15 protein-coding genes are annotated in these 17,436 nt (G+C 35.1%); 11 read left to right on the top strand and 4 right to left on the bottom strand.

Going from position 1 to position 17,436, the window contains the following annotated elements; genetic code table 11:
- The first annotated feature begins 3 nt into the window (after positions 1–3).
- From hemE to ABD963_RS03090, 11 genes are all read left to right on the top strand, one after another.
- Positions 4–1,029: a uroporphyrinogen decarboxylase gene (gene hemE, locus ABD963_RS03140; RefSeq protein WP_345275480.1), complete on the top strand. Its 1,026-nt coding sequence runs from the start codon at positions 4–6 to the stop codon at positions 1,027–1,029.
- Positions 1,022–1,780, top strand: coding sequence for an EI24 domain-containing protein (locus tag ABD963_RS03135; RefSeq protein WP_345275479.1), 759 nt, complete (start codon positions 1,022–1,024; stop codon positions 1,778–1,780). Before hemE ends, ABD963_RS03135 begins: the two co-directional genes overlap by 8 nt.
- A complete protein-coding gene (locus tag ABD963_RS03130) occupies positions 1,770–2,312 on the top strand; it encodes a GNAT family N-acetyltransferase (protein ID WP_345275478.1) in 543 nt (180 codons plus the stop codon). The genes ABD963_RS03135 and ABD963_RS03130 overlap by 11 nt, the downstream gene beginning before the upstream one ends.
- A gap of 2 nt (positions 2,313–2,314) precedes the next feature.
- Positions 2,315–3,223 carry an oxygen-dependent coproporphyrinogen oxidase gene (gene hemF / locus ABD963_RS03125; protein ID WP_345275477.1) on the top strand — a complete coding sequence of 303 codons (909 nt, stop codon included), beginning with the start codon at positions 2,315–2,317 and terminating at the stop codon, positions 3,221–3,223.
- 27 nt (positions 3,224–3,250) lie between these two features.
- Complete coding sequence (hemB, locus tag ABD963_RS03120; protein WP_345275476.1) at positions 3,251–4,240, top strand: porphobilinogen synthase; 990 nt, start codon at positions 3,251–3,253, stop codon at positions 4,238–4,240.
- 23 nt (positions 4,241–4,263) lie between these two features.
- A complete protein-coding gene (locus ABD963_RS03115; RefSeq protein ID WP_345275475.1) occupies positions 4,264–5,349 on the top strand; it encodes a CNNM domain-containing protein in 1,086 nt (361 codons plus the stop codon).
- Positions 5,349–5,822 carry a methylated-DNA--[protein]-cysteine S-methyltransferase gene (locus tag ABD963_RS03110; RefSeq protein WP_345275474.1) on the top strand — a complete coding sequence of 158 codons (474 nt, stop codon included), beginning with the start codon at positions 5,349–5,351 and terminating at the stop codon, positions 5,820–5,822. Before ABD963_RS03115 ends, ABD963_RS03110 begins: the two co-directional genes overlap by 1 nt.
- A gap of 49 nt (positions 5,823–5,871) precedes the next feature.
- Complete coding sequence (locus tag ABD963_RS03105) at positions 5,872–7,023, top strand: serine hydrolase domain-containing protein (RefSeq protein ID WP_345275473.1); 1,152 nt, start codon at positions 5,872–5,874, stop codon at positions 7,021–7,023.
- The gene (locus ABD963_RS03100) at positions 7,020–7,733 is read left to right on the top strand and encodes a 3'-5' exonuclease (RefSeq protein ID WP_345275472.1); all 714 of its coding nucleotides are present in this window, start codon (positions 7,020–7,022) and stop codon (positions 7,731–7,733) included. Before ABD963_RS03105 ends, ABD963_RS03100 begins: the two co-directional genes overlap by 4 nt.
- Entirely contained in the window at positions 7,734–9,413 is a 1,680-nt protein-coding gene (locus ABD963_RS03095) for an ABC transporter ATP-binding protein (protein ID WP_345275471.1), read from the top strand. It abuts the gene before it with no gap.
- Positions 9,414–9,835: 422 nt separating this feature from the next.
- Complete coding sequence (locus ABD963_RS03090) at positions 9,836–11,794, top strand: acetoacetate--CoA ligase (RefSeq protein ID WP_345275470.1); 1,959 nt, start codon at positions 9,836–9,838, stop codon at positions 11,792–11,794.
- Here ABD963_RS03090 and ABD963_RS03085 read toward each other — a convergent pair.
- The 4 genes from ABD963_RS03085 to trhO all read right to left on the bottom strand — a co-directional run bounded on the left by ABD963_RS03085 (position 11,791) and on the right by trhO (position 17,178).
- Entirely contained in the window at positions 11,791–14,124 is a 2,334-nt protein-coding gene (locus ABD963_RS03085) for a penicillin-binding protein 1A (protein WP_345275469.1), read from the bottom strand. The two genes, ABD963_RS03090 and ABD963_RS03085, sit on opposite strands and share 4 nt — an antisense overlap.
- A gap of 65 nt (positions 14,125–14,189) precedes the next feature.
- Complete coding sequence (locus ABD963_RS03080; RefSeq protein ID WP_345275468.1) at positions 14,190–14,693, bottom strand: gliding motility lipoprotein GldH; 504 nt, start codon at positions 14,691–14,693, stop codon at positions 14,190–14,192.
- On the bottom strand, positions 14,680–15,918 hold the full coding sequence (locus ABD963_RS03075; protein ID WP_345275467.1) for a PSP1 domain-containing protein: 1,239 nt from the start codon (positions 15,916–15,918) through the stop codon (positions 14,680–14,682). The genes ABD963_RS03080 and ABD963_RS03075 overlap by 14 nt, the downstream gene beginning before the upstream one ends.
- 186 nt (positions 15,919–16,104) lie before the next feature.
- Complete coding sequence (trhO, locus tag ABD963_RS03070) at positions 16,105–17,178, bottom strand: oxygen-dependent tRNA uridine(34) hydroxylase TrhO (protein ID WP_345275466.1); 1,074 nt, start codon at positions 17,176–17,178, stop codon at positions 16,105–16,107.
- Positions 17,179–17,436: the final 258 nt, after the last annotated feature.

Here is a 17,436-nt window from a genome sequence, read left to right as displayed (position 1 = left end):
GTTATGATTAAAAACGATTTATTTTTAAGGGCATTAAAAGGAGAAACCGTAAAGCGACCACCGGTTTGGATGATGCGTCAAGCGGGCAGATACTTACCTGAATTTATGGCAATAAAAGAAAAATACGATTTCTTTACACGTTGTCAAACCCCAGAATTAGCAAGTGAAATAACCGTTCAACCTATTCGCCGTTACGGTATGGATGCTGCGATATTATTCAGTGATATTTTGGTAATTCCGCAAGCGATGAACATTGAGGTACAGATGAAACCCAATTTTGGGCCTTATTTACCTAATCCTATTCGATCTCAAAAAGACGTTGACAACGTGATTGTTCCTGACGTAACGATTGAACTTGATTACGTTTACCAAGCTATAAAAGCTACAAAAGAAAAGCTAAACAACGAAATCCCTTTAATAGGCTTTGCGGGTTCTCCATGGACTATTTTATGTTATTGTGTGCAAGGTCAAGGCAGTAAAAATTTTGATAAAGCTAAAGAGTTTTGCTTTACCCATCCTATTGCTGCACACCAATTACTTCAAAAAATAACCGATACAACCATTGCTTATTTAAAAGAAAAAGTGAAAGCGGGATGTAACGCTTTACAAGTTTTTGATTCTTGGGGGGGCATGCTATCGCCTACTGATTATCAGGAATTTTCGTGGCAATACATTCAACAAATTATCGATGCCTTAAAAGATGATGCGCCAGTGATTGCTTTTGGCAAAGGCTGTTGGTTCGCTTTGGGTGAGATGGCCAAATCTGGTGCCTCCGCCTTGGGTATCGATTGGACCTGTTCTGCTCGAAACGCCCGTTATTTAACAGGTGGAAACATCACACTTCAAGGTAATTTTGACCCTGCAAGATTGTTTTCGCCACCATCAGAAATCAAAAAGATGGTACACCAAATGATCAATGAGTTTGGAAAAGATAAATACATTGTAAATTTAGGACACGGCATTTTACCAAATATTCCGTTAGACCATGCCAAAGCGTTTATTGATGCGGTAAAAGATTATCATGCTTAAAAACATTACATCAGGAATAAAAGCCTATTTTGGAGCTTTTGGTTTAATCTCTAAACTCAAACTCTGGAAATTTTTTGTTATTCCTATGTTAATTAGTTTTGTAACTGCATTAGCTATTTTCGTTTCCGCCTATGGACTCTCTGATAATATAGGAGCATTTATATCAAAAATTTGGATTTGGGATTGGGGGAAAGATACCTTTTCTACTATAAGTAATTTTATCGGTGGTTTAATCATTATCGTTATTGGGCTTATCCTTTTCAAACATATCATAATGGCATTGTCGGCACCTTTTATGAGTCCAGTATCCGAAAAAATTGAAGCTTATTTAACTGGAAATACGCCACAATCGCAAAGAAACACATCGTTCGTGCAACAACTATGGCGAGGTATAAAAATTAATGGCAGAAATTTAATTCTGGAACTGTTGTTAACTATTCCTATCCTTCTTTTAAAATTGATTCCCATAGTCAATATATTTTCAACAATTTTATTGTTTTCCGTACAAGCCTATTATGCTGGTTTTGGTAATATGGACTACACCTTAGAACGCCATTTTAAATACAGGGAAAGCATTCAATTTGTCCGAAAAAACCGCGGTATTGCCATAGGCAATGGTATTGTTTTTATTCTTTTTTTATTGATTCCCATAATTGGTGTTATTCTTGTATTACCGCTTTCGGTTACTGCAGCCACATTAAAAACTGTTGATGCCTTACAAATAAAATCAAACTTACCCAATGCAACTTAATTTTGATTCGCATAAAATAGAACCGATTAAGCTAGAGGATGCTTGGAATGTTTGCAATTTTGTCATTTCTAATGAAAATCGATTAAAGCGCTTTTTTCCTTTAACACTAAAAGAAAATCTAACCCCAGAATTATCAAAGATTTTCACAGAAAAAAAAGTTAAAGAATTTCATAAAAAAGAAGAATTTTTATTTACCATCAAAGAACAAAATACGAATCAATTTGTGGGATTAATCTATTTAAAAAAATTAGACTGGGTTAAAAAAGAAGGGGAATTGGCTTATTGTGTAGGTTACCCTTTTGAAGGAAAGGGCATAACTACAAATACAGTAAAGCTTTTATCGGATTATGCCTTTGAAAATCTAAATCTTAAAACGCTTCAAATCATTGTTCATAAAGATAATATAGCCAGTATCAAAGTCGCTGAAAATTGTAATTTTACTTGGATAAAAACGCTTAAAAATGAGCACACGCCTCCTGGAGAAAGCGCTCTGGATATGGAACTATATGAATTGTATCATGAAATTGAATGAAAATGAAAGACAAATTCTTTAAATACATACATGAACTGCAAGACCGCATTACTTCAACGCTTGAAACAGTTGACGGGAAAGCCTCTTTTAGAGAAGACCTTTGGGAACGACCTGAAGGTGGCGGCGGACGAACTCGTGTTATAGAAAACGGCAACGTATTTGAAAAAGGTGGTGTCAATATTTCTGGTGTACATGGTAAACTTCCCAAATCCATGCAAACCTATTTTAACGTAGGTGATGTCGACTTTTTTGCTTGTGGATTAAGTTTAGTGCTTCATCCAAAAAACCCTATGGTGCCAACGGTTCATGCGAATTGGCGCTATTTTGAAATGTATAATGAAACTGGTGAAATTATTGATAGTTGGTTTGGTGGCGGACAAGATTTAACACCTTACTATTTGTTTGAAGAAGATGCTAAACATTTTCATCAAACCTGCAAAACTGCTTGCGACAAACATAATCCTGAGTTTTATCCAGAATACAAAAAACGATGTGACGAATACTTTTATAATACGCATCGTAATGAGGGCAGAGGCATCGGTGGATTGTTTTTCGATTATTGTAAAGCTTCTGAAGCCATGACCATGGAAAATTGGTATAACTTTGTAAAAGAAGTTGGTAATAGCTTTTTAGATGCTTATGTTCCTATTGTCGAAAAACGTAAAGATTTAACTTATACAAAGGCACAACGCCACTGGCAGGAAATCCGTCGTGGCAGATATGTAGAATTCAATTTAGTTCATGATAAGGGTACCCTTTTTGGGTTAAAAACCAACGGACGCATTGAAAGTATATTAATGAGTTTACCCCCTCACGTGCAATGGGTTTACGATCATCATCCTAAAAAAGGAAGTGATGAGGAAAAGCTCTTAGAAGTATTAAGAAATCCTATTGACTGGATAACAAAATAAATACATTAACGAATAAACATATTCAAAATGTTTCCATTAAGAAGAAATAGAAGACTTAGAACCAGCGAAGCGATTCGTGCTTTAGTTCGCGAGACCATCATCACACCAAATGACTTTTTAGTGCCTCTTTTTGTGGTAGAAGGCAAAGGTGTAAAAGATGAAATTCCATCGATGCCAAATTACTTTCGTTATAGTTTGGATTTATTGGAAAAAGAAGTAAAAGAACTCTGGAAACTGGGTTTAAAATCTGTGTTGCTGTTTGTAAAAGTTCCCGATAACTTAAAAGACAACAAAGGAACGGAAGCCTTAAACCAAAACGGACTCATGCAACGTGCCATTAAAACGGTTAAAAATGTATGTCCAGATATGTTAGTGATGACCGATGTGGCATTAGATCCTTACTCCATTTATGGTCATGATGGAATTGTTGAAAACGGACAAATAAAAAATGATTTAACTTCGGATATTTTAGCAAAAATGAGCATTTCCCACGCTAAAGCAGGCGCAGATTTTGTAGCGCCAAGCGATATGATGGACGGTCGTGTTTTAACCATTCGGGAGGCTTTAGAAAATGAAGGGTTTATCAATACAGGAATCATGAGTTATTCCGCTAAATATGCCTCGGCTTTTTATGGGCCTTTTCGTGATGCGTTAGATTCTGCTCCTGTTGATTTGGTTAACATTCCGAAAGATAAAAAAACCTATCAAATGGATTATGCCAATCGTTTGGAAGCTATCAAGGAAACGCAAATGGATATTGAAGAAGGCGCTGATATAGTGATGGTAAAACCAGGGTTGTGCTATTTAGATATTGTTAGGGACATTAAAAACGCCGTGGATGTTCCTGTGGCAGTATATCAAGTTTCTGGTGAGTATGCCATGCTAAAAGCAGCCGCAGAAAAGGGTTGGTTAGATCATGATGCCGTAATGATGGAACAAGTTATGGCCATAAAACGTGCCGGTGGAGATATCATTGCCAGTTATTTTGCTAAGGATGTTGTGAAATTAATTTCGTAATTTCACACTAAAATTTATTCTTAATGAGCGCATTAATTTTTTGGGCAACCATATCTATTTTCTTTTCTTTTTTATGCTCTATCCTAGAAGCTGTTTTATTAAGTGTAACTCCCACTTTCATAAATGTGAAAAAACAAGAAGGGAAAGACTATGCTTTAATTTTAGAAACTTTAAAAAAAGATGTTGACAAACCCCTAATCGCCATACTTACTCTCAATACCATAGCACATACTTTAGGTGCGATGATGGTTGGTATAGAAGCCGAAAGTTTACCATATAAAATAGAACTTTTTGGAATCAACACCGTTGGAATTGTTTCGGCAATTATGACGTTTTTAATTCTCGTGGCTTCAGAAATTATACCAAAAACCATTGGTGCTACTTATTGGAAAAACCTAGCAAACTTCACTGCAACTGCTCTAACCATTTTAATTTTTCCCTTAAAATGGACAGGTATATTATGGTCCCTACAACTTACCACAAAACTTATTGGGGGCAAAGGTCATGGTAGTATTTTAAGCAGAGAAAGTTTTATGGTGATGACTGATATGGCACAAAAAGAAGGTGTTTTTCAAGAAAACGAAAGCAAGATTATAAAAAACCTACTCACTTTTAAGGAAGTTTTCGCAAAGGATGTCATGACACCTAGAACGGTGATGCAAACTGAAAATCAAGACACCACTGTTGAAGATTTTTTTAAGCGAAATCTTAATTTACGTTTTTCTAGAATCCCCATTTATGCCGATAATCCGGATGATATAAAAGGTTTGGTTCTTAAAGATGAGATTTTTAAAGAAATGGCCCTGGACAATGGCTCAAAAAAATTATCCGAGCTCCAAAGAAATATCATTATTGTTGATAGAGATTTGCCTATACCAAATCTTTTTGAAAAACTGGTAGAAAGCAGAAACCACATGGCTTTAGTAGTTGATGAATATGGAAGCGTTAGTGGTTTAGTTACCATGGAAGACGTGATTGAAACCCTCTTAGGTTTGGAAATTATGGATGAAAGCGATAATGTTTCAGATCTTCAACACCTAGCAAGAAAAAGTTGGGAAACGCGTGCCAAAAAATTGGGCATTATAGAAGACTTCAATGTATCTGAATAATGGAATCTTGCATCATCAAATCACCACTGGGTTTTACCAAAATTGTTGGTGATGAAAATGGTATCATGTCCGTTTCCATTTTAAATTCCGAAGAAAAAGTTAACGATATCATTCCCGATGTATTAGAAGATTGCGTGATTCAACTTAATGAATATTTTCAAGGTATTCGCAAGCAATTCGACCTCAAATTAAATCCTGAAGGCACCGATTTTCAAAAAAAGGTGTGGGACATACTTCTCAAAATACCATACGGAAACACTATATCTTATCTTGAGCTCTCAAAACAATTGGGCGATGTAAAAGCGATTCGTGCCGTAGCAAACGCTAATGGTAAAAACCCGCTTTGGATCATTATACCTTGCCACAGAGTTATTGGAACAGACGGAAGTTTAACAGGGTATGCTGGTGGATTACATAGAAAACAATGGTTGCTAGAACACGAAAATCCATATAAACAACAAACATTGTTTTAAAATTAATGAAGATTATTTTCCTATCTTTAATTCAACTAAACTTATTAAAATGAAATTTCTTAAAAAACTCCTTAAATGGATATTCATTGTTTTTGGATTATTAATACTTGTGCTTTTTATAACAGATACGGACTATCTTATAAAAGCAGTGAGAACTATTTATTTACAAGGCTACACCACTGCTTATTTAGAGGATTATAAGAAATTTGATAATGCGATTGTGGAAAACGGTATTCCTCAACCTTGGCCAAATCACAAAAACTATAATACTATCAAAGAAACGGAGGCCTTAAATGACATAAATAAAGCCAACGGAACCATAGCTTATGTTATTATAAAAAATGACAGTATCTGGTTCGAAAATTATTATGATGGTTTTAATGAAGATTCTCAAACAAATTCCTTTTCCATGGCAAAAAGCTATGTTTCCGGTCTTATGGGAAAAGCCATTGAACAAGGTTATATTAAAAGTTTAGACCAACCTGTGAGCGATTTTTTACCCATATTTAATGAGGGTTTAGCTACTAAAATGACGGTAGGCGATTTATCTAGTATGGCGTCTGGTACCTCATGGGATGAAAAATACTATTCGCCATTCTCCATAGTAACGCGCGCTTATTTTGATGACGATTTAGAAAAGGTCATGCTAGGTTTAAAGGTCGTTGATGAGCCAGGGCAAAAATTCAAATATTCAAGTGGTGACACCCAATTACTAGCCATGGTAGTAGAGAAAGCAACTGGTAAAAAAATGTATGATTATTTAACAGAAACCTTCTGGAAACCCCTAAACTCTGAAAACCCAACGCTTTGGCAAGTAGATAGCGAAGACCACGATTTAGTTAAGGCGTATTGCTGTATTGCGAGTAACGCTAAAGATTTTGCACGCTTCGGAAAACTATTTAAAGACCACGGGAAATGGAACGGAAAGCAAATTTTAGATTCTGCTTTTGTAGCAAAATCCATTACACCTCGTTTTCCAGAAAGTCCACAATATGGTTATGGTTGGTGGATGAAAGATATTGGTAAAAAACATTTTTTTATGATGCGTGGCCATTTAGGGCAATATGTAATAGTGGAACCAAATGACAATGTTATTATTGTAAGACTTGGACACTCAAAAGGAAATAACAATGAAGTTGGTTCGTTTACTGCTGATATTGATACTTATATTGAGGAAGCTTATAAAATGTTGAATAAATGATTTCAAAACTAAATTTAGAAAACATCTTATTTCTGGACATTGAGACTGTACCAGAAGTTCAGTATTTTTCTGAATTAGATGAGACTAAACAAGCTCTTTGGGAGCATAAATCCCAATACCAAAGAAAGGATGATGAAACACCAGAGGACTTTTACCAACGCGCCGGTATTTGGGCAGAATTTGGAAAAATAATTTGTATCTCTGTTGGATATTTTACTTTTAAAGGAGACCTTAGAAATTTTAGGGTAACGTCTTTTTTTGGGAATGAAGTTAAAATTTTAAAAGACTTTAAAAATCTTTTGATATCTCATTTTAGTGACACCAAACATTTACTTTGTGCACACAACGGAAAGGAATTCGACTTTCCATACATTGCCAGACGCATGATAATACATCATATTGAATTGCCTTATAAATTAAACCTTTTCGGAAAAAAACCATGGGAAGTGCCCCATTTAGATACTTTAGATTTGTGGAAATTTGGTGATTATAAAACCTACACGTCTTTAAAATTACTAACAAACGTTTTAGGGATTCCTTCACCTAAAGACGATATTGATGGCAGTGAGGTGTATCGCGTATATTATGAAGAAAACGACATTGACAGAATTATAAATTATTGCGAGAAAGACACCATTGCAGTAGCACAAATATTTTTAAGACTTCGTGGAGACGACATTCTCACAGAAGATGAAATTATCCATATCTAAATGCCTGAAAACACCATTCTAAAAGTTGAAAATCTTTCCATTTCATTTGGTAACAACGAAGTGATTCATAACATTTCCTATCAACTTAACCAAAATGAAATCTTGGGTATTGTAGGCGAATCAGGTTCTGGCAAGTCGGTGTCATCCTTGGCTATTTTGGGATTGCTTCCAAAGAAAATTTCAAAAATAACATCAGGTTCCATAACTTACAATAATCAAGATTTAACCACATTATCATCAAAAGCATTACAAAGGATTCGTGGTAAAAAAATAGCTATGATTTTTCAAGAACCCATGAGTTCTCTAAACCCATCCATGGTTTGTGGAAAACAGGTTCAAGAAATTTTATTGCAACACACTAAACTATCCAAACAACAAGCCAAAGAAGAAACTATTTTGTTATTTGAAAAAGTAAAACTTCCTAACCCTGAACGTATTTATGATGCTTATCCTCACGAGATTTCTGGTGGACAAAAACAACGGGTTATGATTGCCATGGCCATTGCTTGCAAACCAGATATTTTAATAGCGGATGAACCCACAACAGCTTTGGATGTAACCGTTCAAAAAGAAATTATTAAACTTTTAAAAACACTCCAGGTTGAAACTAAAATGAGTGTGATTTTCATTACCCATGATTTGTCTTTAATCTCTGAAATAGCCGATAGCGTATTGGTGATGTACAAAGGTGATATTGTTGAAAAAGGAAATACCAATACAATCTTTAAGAATCCTCATCATATTTACACCAAAGCATTAATTAATTCACGTCCATCATTAGAAAATAGATTAAAAATACTGCCTACCATCGAAGATTACTTAAACAATACAACCAATAATAAGATTGTAACTTCTGAAGAGCGCAAACAAAATCATAAAAAACTCTACAGTAAACTACCTTTATTGGAAATAATAAATATTGAAAAGGAATACATTTCAACTAGTGGCTGGTTTAGTAAACCGACTAAATTTAAAGCTGTAAATAATGTGAGTTTTAAACTTTATGAAGGTGAAACTTTAGGTTTGGTAGGCGAGTCGGGTTGCGGAAAAAGCACTCTAGGTAACGCAATTCTTCAATTGGATAGAGCAACCGCTGGTTCAATTATCTATAAAAGTATCGATATTACGAAGCTACCAAATTCAGAAATCAAAAAGCTAAGAAAAGATATTCAAATTATTTTTCAAGACCCCTATTCTTCCTTGAATCCAAGAATTCCTGTTGGCGAAGCCATTATGGAACCCATGAAAGTGCATAAACTTTATAATTCTGATGCTGAGAGAAAAGAAAAAACCATTGAAATTTTAAACAAAGTGGGGTTGAGTGAGGATTATTTTAACCGATATCCCCATGAATTTTCTGGTGGACAAAGGCAACGTATTGGTATTGCCAGAACCATTGCCCTACATCCTAAATTAATTGTTTGTGATGAATCGGTTTCGGCATTGGACATTTCGGTACAGGCACAAGTTTTAAACCTTCTTAACCAACTAAAAGAAGATTTTGGGTTTACCTATATTTTTATTTCACACGATTTAGCTGTAGTAAAATATATGAGCGACCAATTACTAGTGATGAATGAGGGCAAAATTGAAGAATTGGATGATGCAGATGTAATCTATGCAAATCCTAAAAAAGACTACACCAAAAAATTAATTGACGCCATTCCCAAGGGGTTATAAATTTTGATTTGGGGCAAAAAAAAATCCCGAAAGCCTTCGGGATAGAATTTTTATAAATGCTTAAACAATTATAGCATAAATATTTTTTTGGTCAAATAAAACAAACTCCTTAAAAACTGTAGATTTTCTTTTACAGTTTCTTTGAACTTGCTTTCATCATTAGTAGGTAGTTCAGGTAGATTTGTGGCCATATTCATAAGTTTAAAATTTATGATAGATTTGGGGAAATCTATAATTAATTTTGGTTTATTTGGGGACTGCTAATATGGAAATATTTTTTATATAATCCGTTTAAAAACATATATTTTCGATGAAATGCATTTTTATTTAACATTTAAGGTGTTTTTGTCTAAAATTAAAGTTTGTTTAGTGCCTTTTAGTGAAAATCTAAATAATTATCTTTGATTAAAAGTGGCTTAGAAATGAAAAAACTTTGGGAAGGATCAAATCAGTTTAAAGAAAATAGTAACCTTAGTAGCTATAGGACTTGGTTAGCTAAAAACTACCATACTCATTTTGAAAACTATGAAGCACTGTGGTCATGGTCTATCAATCATATTGAAGACTTCTGGGAAAGTATTTGTCATTATTTTGATGTAAACTTTCACTTGCCTTACACTCAGGTGATTTCTTCTCAGTCAATGCCCGGGGTAAAATGGTTTGAAGGTGGCACATTAAACTATTCCGAACATGTTTTTAAAAACTATGATACCAATAAACCAGCTATTATTTTTGGTCATGAATCTGGTACCATAAATTATATATCGTGGAGGGAACTTAAGCTTAAAGTTGCCTCAATGGCAAGCTATCTTAAATCTCTAGGGGTTACAAAAGGGGATAGAGTAGTTGCGTTTCTACCAAATGTACCCGAAGCCACTATTTGTTTTTTAGCAGCCAATTCACTCGGTGCAATCTGGTCTAGTACATCTCCAGATTTTGGTTTAGATAGTGTTATTGATCGATTTTTTCAAATAAAACCTAAAGTACTTATTGCTGTAGATGGCTATTTCTACAACAATAAACCCTTCGATAAAACCAAAATTGTTACAGATATGGTTTCTGCTTTACCATCATTGGAAAAGGTGATAATTCTCCCTTATCTGAATGAGCGTGGTTTAGCTAAATTTCCAAATGAATTTGTAAACATCAACACCATTTGGCAAGAATACCCACCACAGCTTACTTTTGAGGCTGTAGAATTTAATGACCCTATATGGATTTTGTATTCCTCAGGCACCACAGGCCTACCCAAACCTATCGTACAATCGCAAGGGGGAATTTTATTGGAACATTTAAAGTATATGGCGTTTCACAACGATGTACATAAAGGTGAACTTTATTTTTGGTTTTCAACCACTGGGTGGATGATGTGGAATTTTGTTCAAGCAGGTTTATTAATGGGTGCAACCATTGTGTTATATGATGGAAGTCCCAGCTACCCTAATTTAAATACCTTATGGGATTTTGCCGATAAGGTAAACATTAATCATTTTGGCACCAGTGCGCCATTTTTGGTGGCTAGTATGAAAAATGAAATTATTCCAAAAAACACTAATAATTTATCCTCTATTCGCTCTATTAGTTCAACTGGTGCGCCATTGCCACCTGAAGCTTTTCAGTATGTTTACAAGCATATTAAAGAAGATGTTTGGTTGTGCTCTATGGCTGGGGGAACCGATGTTTGTACAGCCTTTGTGGGTGGTTGCCCCGATTATCCGGTTTATGAAGGTGAAATTCAATGTCGTGCGCTCGGTGTTTCCTTATTTGCCTATAATGAAAATGGTATTCCTGTTGAAAATGAATTGGGTGAAATGGTGATTGATAAACCCATGCCCTCAATGCCCATTTACTTTTGGAACGATGAAAACAACAAACGCTATAAAGCCAGTTATTTTGAAGATTATCCCGGTAAATGGCGCCATGGTGATTTTATTAAAATCAACTCCAAAACGCACGGGCTGGTTATTTATGGCAGGTCGGATGCTACTTTAAATCGTCACGGAATAAGGATTGGAACCGCAGAAATTTATAGAGCCGTAAATAAAATCAAAACTATTGAAGACGCTTTAATTGTTAATTTGGAACTTGAAGGCGGTCGACACTACATGCCCTTATTTGTTAAAATGAAACCAAACATTGTATTAACAGACGATATAAAATCTCAAATCAACCATCAATTAAAAACGGAATATTCCCCTAGACATGTGCCCGATGAGATTATAGAAGTGCCAGATATTCCTTATACTATTAGTGGCAAAAAAATGGAAGCACCTATAAAAAAGATTTTGTTAAAGATGCCCTTTGAAAAATCCATTAATATGGACGCCATGAAAAACCCTGATTCTGTAAACTTTTTTGTAGAGTTTTCTAAAAATATTTAAAACTCTAAATCTTTTGGTTTTTCATTTTCTTTGTCTAAATCTTGAGATGACATTTGAGAACAATCAATGTTTATTGAAAGATTTTCTGGAGCCACAAAATCTTCTTTAGATACATTCAACTCCTTATCAGCATAACAACTTTTCATATATAAGCCCCAAATTGGTAATGCCATAGCAGCACCTTGACCATAAGTAATAGTTGGGAAATGCACAGCTCTATCTTCGCCACCTACCCAAACGCCGGTTACCAAATTTGGTACCATGCCCATAAACCAACCATCGCTTTGGTTTTGAGTCGTTCCTGTTTTACCTGCTATAGGATTTGTAAATTCGTAAGGATAGCCTGTAACAATTTCTCTGTAATCTGCTCTGTAAGCATCTGCGCCTTTACCCCTTAATCGAACCCCTGAGCCACTTTGGGTTACGCCTTCCATAAGTTTTACGGTGACATAAGCGGTTTCTTCACTTATTACGTCGCGTGTTTCAGGTTTAAATTGATACAGAATGGTACCGTTTTTATCTTCAATGTTCGTAACCATCACGGGCTTAGTGTAAACACCTTGGTTTGCAAAAGCAGCATATGCACCTACCATTTCATAAACACTAATATCCGGAGTTCCAAGAGCTATTGAAGGCACAGGAAGCATTTGTGATTCAATACCCAACTTTTTAGCCAAATCTACAACCGTTTGAGGCCCAACTTTATCGATTAATCTTGCGGTGATGGTGTTAACAGAGTTTGCTAAGGCGTCTTTTAAAGTTCGCTGTCCGCCATAATCTCCTCCCGAATTTTTAGGACACCACTCTTCTGGGTTACCAAACTTCCCAGCTTCAATACAAAACGGCGTATCTGGAAATTGATCGCATGGTGAATAATGAAGTTGGTCAATAGCAGCGGTATAAACAAACGGTTTAAAGGTAGAACCTATTTGACGTTTCCCTTGTTTCACCATATCATATTGAAAATGCCTATAATTCATCCCACCAACCCAAGCTTTTACATGGCCTGTTTGTGGATCCATAGACATCATACCTGTTCTTAAAAACGATTTATAATAACGCATAGAATCCATAGGTTTCATAATCGTGTCTATCTCAGAAGGTTTCCCATCTTTCCAGGCGAATACTGACATTTGTATTGGTTTTTGAAACGATTCAATAATTTCCTTGTCATCTTTTCTTAAGTCATACTTCATGTGTCGCCATCGCTCAGATTGTTTCATGGAGCGATTCAATAAATCTGTGATTTCATTTTGGTCAAGTTCTAAAAAGGGTGCTGTTGGATTACGTTGGGGTGTATTTTGATGAAAAAACTCAGCTTGTAACCTAGGCATATGTTGTTCTACAGCATCTTCAGCATATTTTTGCATGCGTGAATCTATGGTGGTGTAAATTTTAAGTCCGTCGTTGTATAAATTCCATTTGGTGCCATCTGGTTTTGGATTGTTTTTAATCCATTCCTTCATAAAACCATCTAAATACCCTCTAAAATAAGTGGCAATACCTTCACGGTGCGATTCGGGAGAATAGTCTAAATCCAATTCGGTATTTTGAAGTGAATCTTTTAGCTTTTCATCTATGTAATCATATTTATACATTTGGGCCAAAACCACATTTCTTCTGTTTTTAACCCCTACAGGATTTCTTCTAGGATTATACAAAGATGAATTTTTAAACATGCCCACTAACATGGCAGATTCCTTAAGATTTAAATCTTTAGGCTCTTTATTGAAATAAATTCTTGAAGCACTACGGATTCCATCGGCATTATTTCCAAAATCATAAATGTTGAAATATTGCGCAATAATTTCCTCTTTCGTGTATTGGCGCTCTAAACGTATTGCAATAATCCATTCCTTAACTTTTTGAAGAACGCGTTCAATTATATTAGAAGAACCTTCGCCATGAAATAATTGTTTTGCCAATTGTTGCGATATGGTACTAGCGCCTCCACCACTTCCTAGAGTTAACATAGCTCTTAAAGTGCCTCTAGCGTCAACTCCAGAATGCTTTTGAAAGCGAGCATCTTCCGTAGCTATTAAAGCATCTACTAAATTTTGAGGTAATTCCTCATAACTCACAGGAGTTCTATTGTCATTAAAATAAAACTTCCCCAAAGTTTTCCCGTCTGAAGAAATAATCTCAGTGGCTAAATTAGTTTTTGGATTTTCTAAAACAGTATGATCTGGCATTTCACCAAAAACACCCCAGGATGCCAGTAAAAACGCAAATAGAACGATTAATAAACCTCCTAAAAACAGCTTCCAAAACCAACGAATGTATTTTGAAAAATCTTGTGTTGCTGTTTGATTTTTTTTTGCTTTAGCCATGTACTCTTTTTTAATAAATACTTCTCGATACATCCCAATTTATAATTGAAACTCTCGAAGTGACGTTAATTGTTTGTATGTTCTACTCGAAAGCCAACATCCGTAATCCCTTCAAGTTCAACTACGCCATTCACTTTTCCGTTTTCTCGCATAGCGTGTTGTATATTAACCGTGTAAGTTCCAGCTTCATTGAAAACAAATGAAGACTCATGGCCTTTGTACCACAGTTTATTCTCTTTAACATCGGTGTAACCTGTTCCCAGTAGTTTACCACTAGGTTCCGCCATTCTATATTCTAAGGTGTCCTTTATTGTTTTACCGTGTGGATATGCCATTTCGACAATTAAAAACAAATTATTGTATTTGTAGGCATTGGTATTTCTTAAGTTCACAAATAAATTGTAGGCATTAGTAGAATCTGGAGGATTTACTTTAAAACTTACAACAGAGTCTTTATGCCATTTATTGGGAACCGATTGATACGTATCGTAAACACGATTGGAATCACAAGACTCTAAGCCTATAAAAGAAACTATAAAAAGAAATAACACAACATTACTTCGCACCATTATTCGTTTTTTGAGGTTTTCTTTTATTGTTATTTTTTCTTTTATTCTTTTGATTTGGATTGTCGTTGTTTGATGTTGCGCTTTTGTTGCCCTGATTTCTTTTCCTCTTATTATTTTTACGTTTGTTAGAGCGTTTTGGACTATCGAAACGTGTTAAACTGTCTTGACCTACAACGTTTCCAAATTCGGTTTTAGTGTCTTCAGTAACACTAGAAGCATATTCTTCAAGACTGGCGACTTTTTTATTTTTATTATTTAAAGCGATAATTTCATTAGCCTGTTCGGTAGTTATTTTGTGCCAATTCATCCATTCACCTTCATACGCATACCACATATGACCTTTAAAAATATCGGTTTTTTGGCATACTGCTGTTCCCTTTTCAGTTTGAAGTTTAATATCGGTTTTAGGAAAGCTTTTTAGAGCATCCATGTAAGTATCGAGCTCATAGTTTAAGCAGCACTTTAGTTTGCCACATTGGCCTGCCAGTTTTTGCGGATTTAATGATAATTGCTGGTAACGGGCCGCCGACGTGCTTACCGAACGGAAATCGGTTAACCAAGTGGAACAACATAATTCGCGACCACAAGAGCCAATACCACCAAGTCTTGCTGCTTCTTGACGAAAACCAACTTGTTTCATTTCAATACGCGTTCTAAACTCGCGCGCAAACACTTTTATGAGTTCTCTAAAATCTACACGTTCTTCGGCTGTATAATAAAATGTGGCTTTACTGGCATCGCCTTGAAATTCAATATCCGAAATTTTCATTTGAAGTTTCAAATCAATAGCAAATTGGCGTGCTTTAACCTTCATAGGTTCTTCTTTATCGCGGGCTTCACTCCAAATATCAATATCTTTTTGGCTGGCTTTTCTATAAATTTTTAAGGCCTCATCAATGTTTTCGGCAATGTTTTTACGCTTCATTTGAACCCGTACCAGCTCACCTGTAAGGGTAACCATGCCAATATCATGACCCGATTGTGCTTGGGTAGCAACAATGTCACCAATACTTAAAGTTAAATTTTCAGAATTGTAGTAGTACTCTTTTCTACCGTTTTTATAGCGGACCTCAACCCAGTTAAAAGGCTTTTCTCCATTGGGTAGAGACATGTTGGATAACCAATCAAAAACAGTTAGTTTATTACAACTATCTGTTCCACAAGTACCATTATTTTTGCAGCCTTTTGGTGAGCCGTCTTTAGTTGAGCAACTTGCACAAGCCATATATTATGTATGTTGATTCCAGCCAAAACCATGGTTTTACTGGAAGGAGGTTCGTAAATAATTTAGTTTTCCAAAAAATTGGAAACAACAAATTAAAGGGTTTTTGAGAAATTCAAAAAAACTCTTATCGATGTAAAGATAAGATTATTATGCTGACTTAAAAAAGGAAGTTTTTTAATTACGCTTTTAAACTTGTTCTTTTTTCAAAACCTCAAAAATATTTCTCAAATCTTTCTTATAGGGAAGATGATCTGCACGTCCTTTTTTGAAAATATCGTTACTGTTACCTTGCCCTTTTCTTAAAGCTTTTTGTTCTTCATAGGGCAACGCATGTATCTCTTTACAGTTGGTAGAACAACAGTTATTCATTTCTTCTTTGCATTTATCACACTGGATAAAAAGCAGGTGGCAAGCATCATTAGCACAGTTGGTATGTACATCAAAAGGTTCGCCACATTGGTGGCATTGGGCAATTATATCATCACTGATTTTTTCGGCTCTACGCTCATCAAAAACAAAGTTCTTTCCTAAAAATTTGTTTTCAAGATTTTTTTCATTGACCTGACGCGTATATTCAATTATGCCGCCTTCCAATTGATAAACATTTTTAAAACCTTTATGCTTAAAATAGGCACTGGCTTTTTCACAACGGATACCGCCTGTACAATACATCACCAGATTTTTATCTTCTTTATGGTCTTTTAAATCTTCTTCAATGATATCTAATGATTCCCTAAACGTATCTACATCTGGCGTTACGGCGTTTTTAAAATGTCCTATCTCACTTTCGTAATGATTCCTCATATCTACCAAAACGGTTTGTTGATCTTCAATAAGTTCGTTAAATTTCTCAGCATCTACATGTATGCCCTTATTTCTAACATCAAACGTATCATCGTTTAAACCATCGGCAACGATTTTATGACGTACTTTTATTTTGAGTTTTAAAAACGATTTATTGTCTTGCTCTACCGCAATATTCAGTCTTACGCCTTTTAAAAAATCGATGGAATCTAAATGCTTTTTAAATTCTTTAAATCTATCGGCTGGTAAAGATAATTGGCCATTAATACCTTCGTGGGCAACGTAAATTCTACCCAGAACATCGAGTGCATCCCACGTTAAGAACAAATGATCTCTAAAAGTTTGTGGATTACCAATTTTGGCATATTTGTAAAAAGAAAGTGTTAATCGATTTTTTCCAGCTTTATCGATTAATTCTGCTCTTTCTTTTGCGCTTAGTTTATTGTACAGTTGCATGCTATACTAATTTATAAGGTTAAAGAATTATTAAGGTACAAAAGTACAATTTTAAGAGAATAAGACAATTGATTAAGTGAAAAAAGCACTTCAATAATTGAAGTGCTTTAAATAATTATAGTTTGAGTTAGTCTAATTTTCAAACCATCATAAGGAAACCCATAGCAAAATCTTTCCTCTTCATTTCATAGATGCAGAATGTTAAAAAAGGTTGCGTGATAAAATTGTATTCTGATAAAAGATGTAGTATTTTAGCAT

Origin of the sequence: Litoribaculum gwangyangense (assembly GCF_039543505.1) — a bacterium.
In the GTDB taxonomy this organism is placed as follows: Bacteria; Bacteroidota; Bacteroidia; order Flavobacteriales; family Flavobacteriaceae; genus Litoribaculum; species Litoribaculum gwangyangense.
Note: the sequence above shows the minus strand (reverse complement) of the source record. Positions and strands in the feature narration are given on the sequence as shown.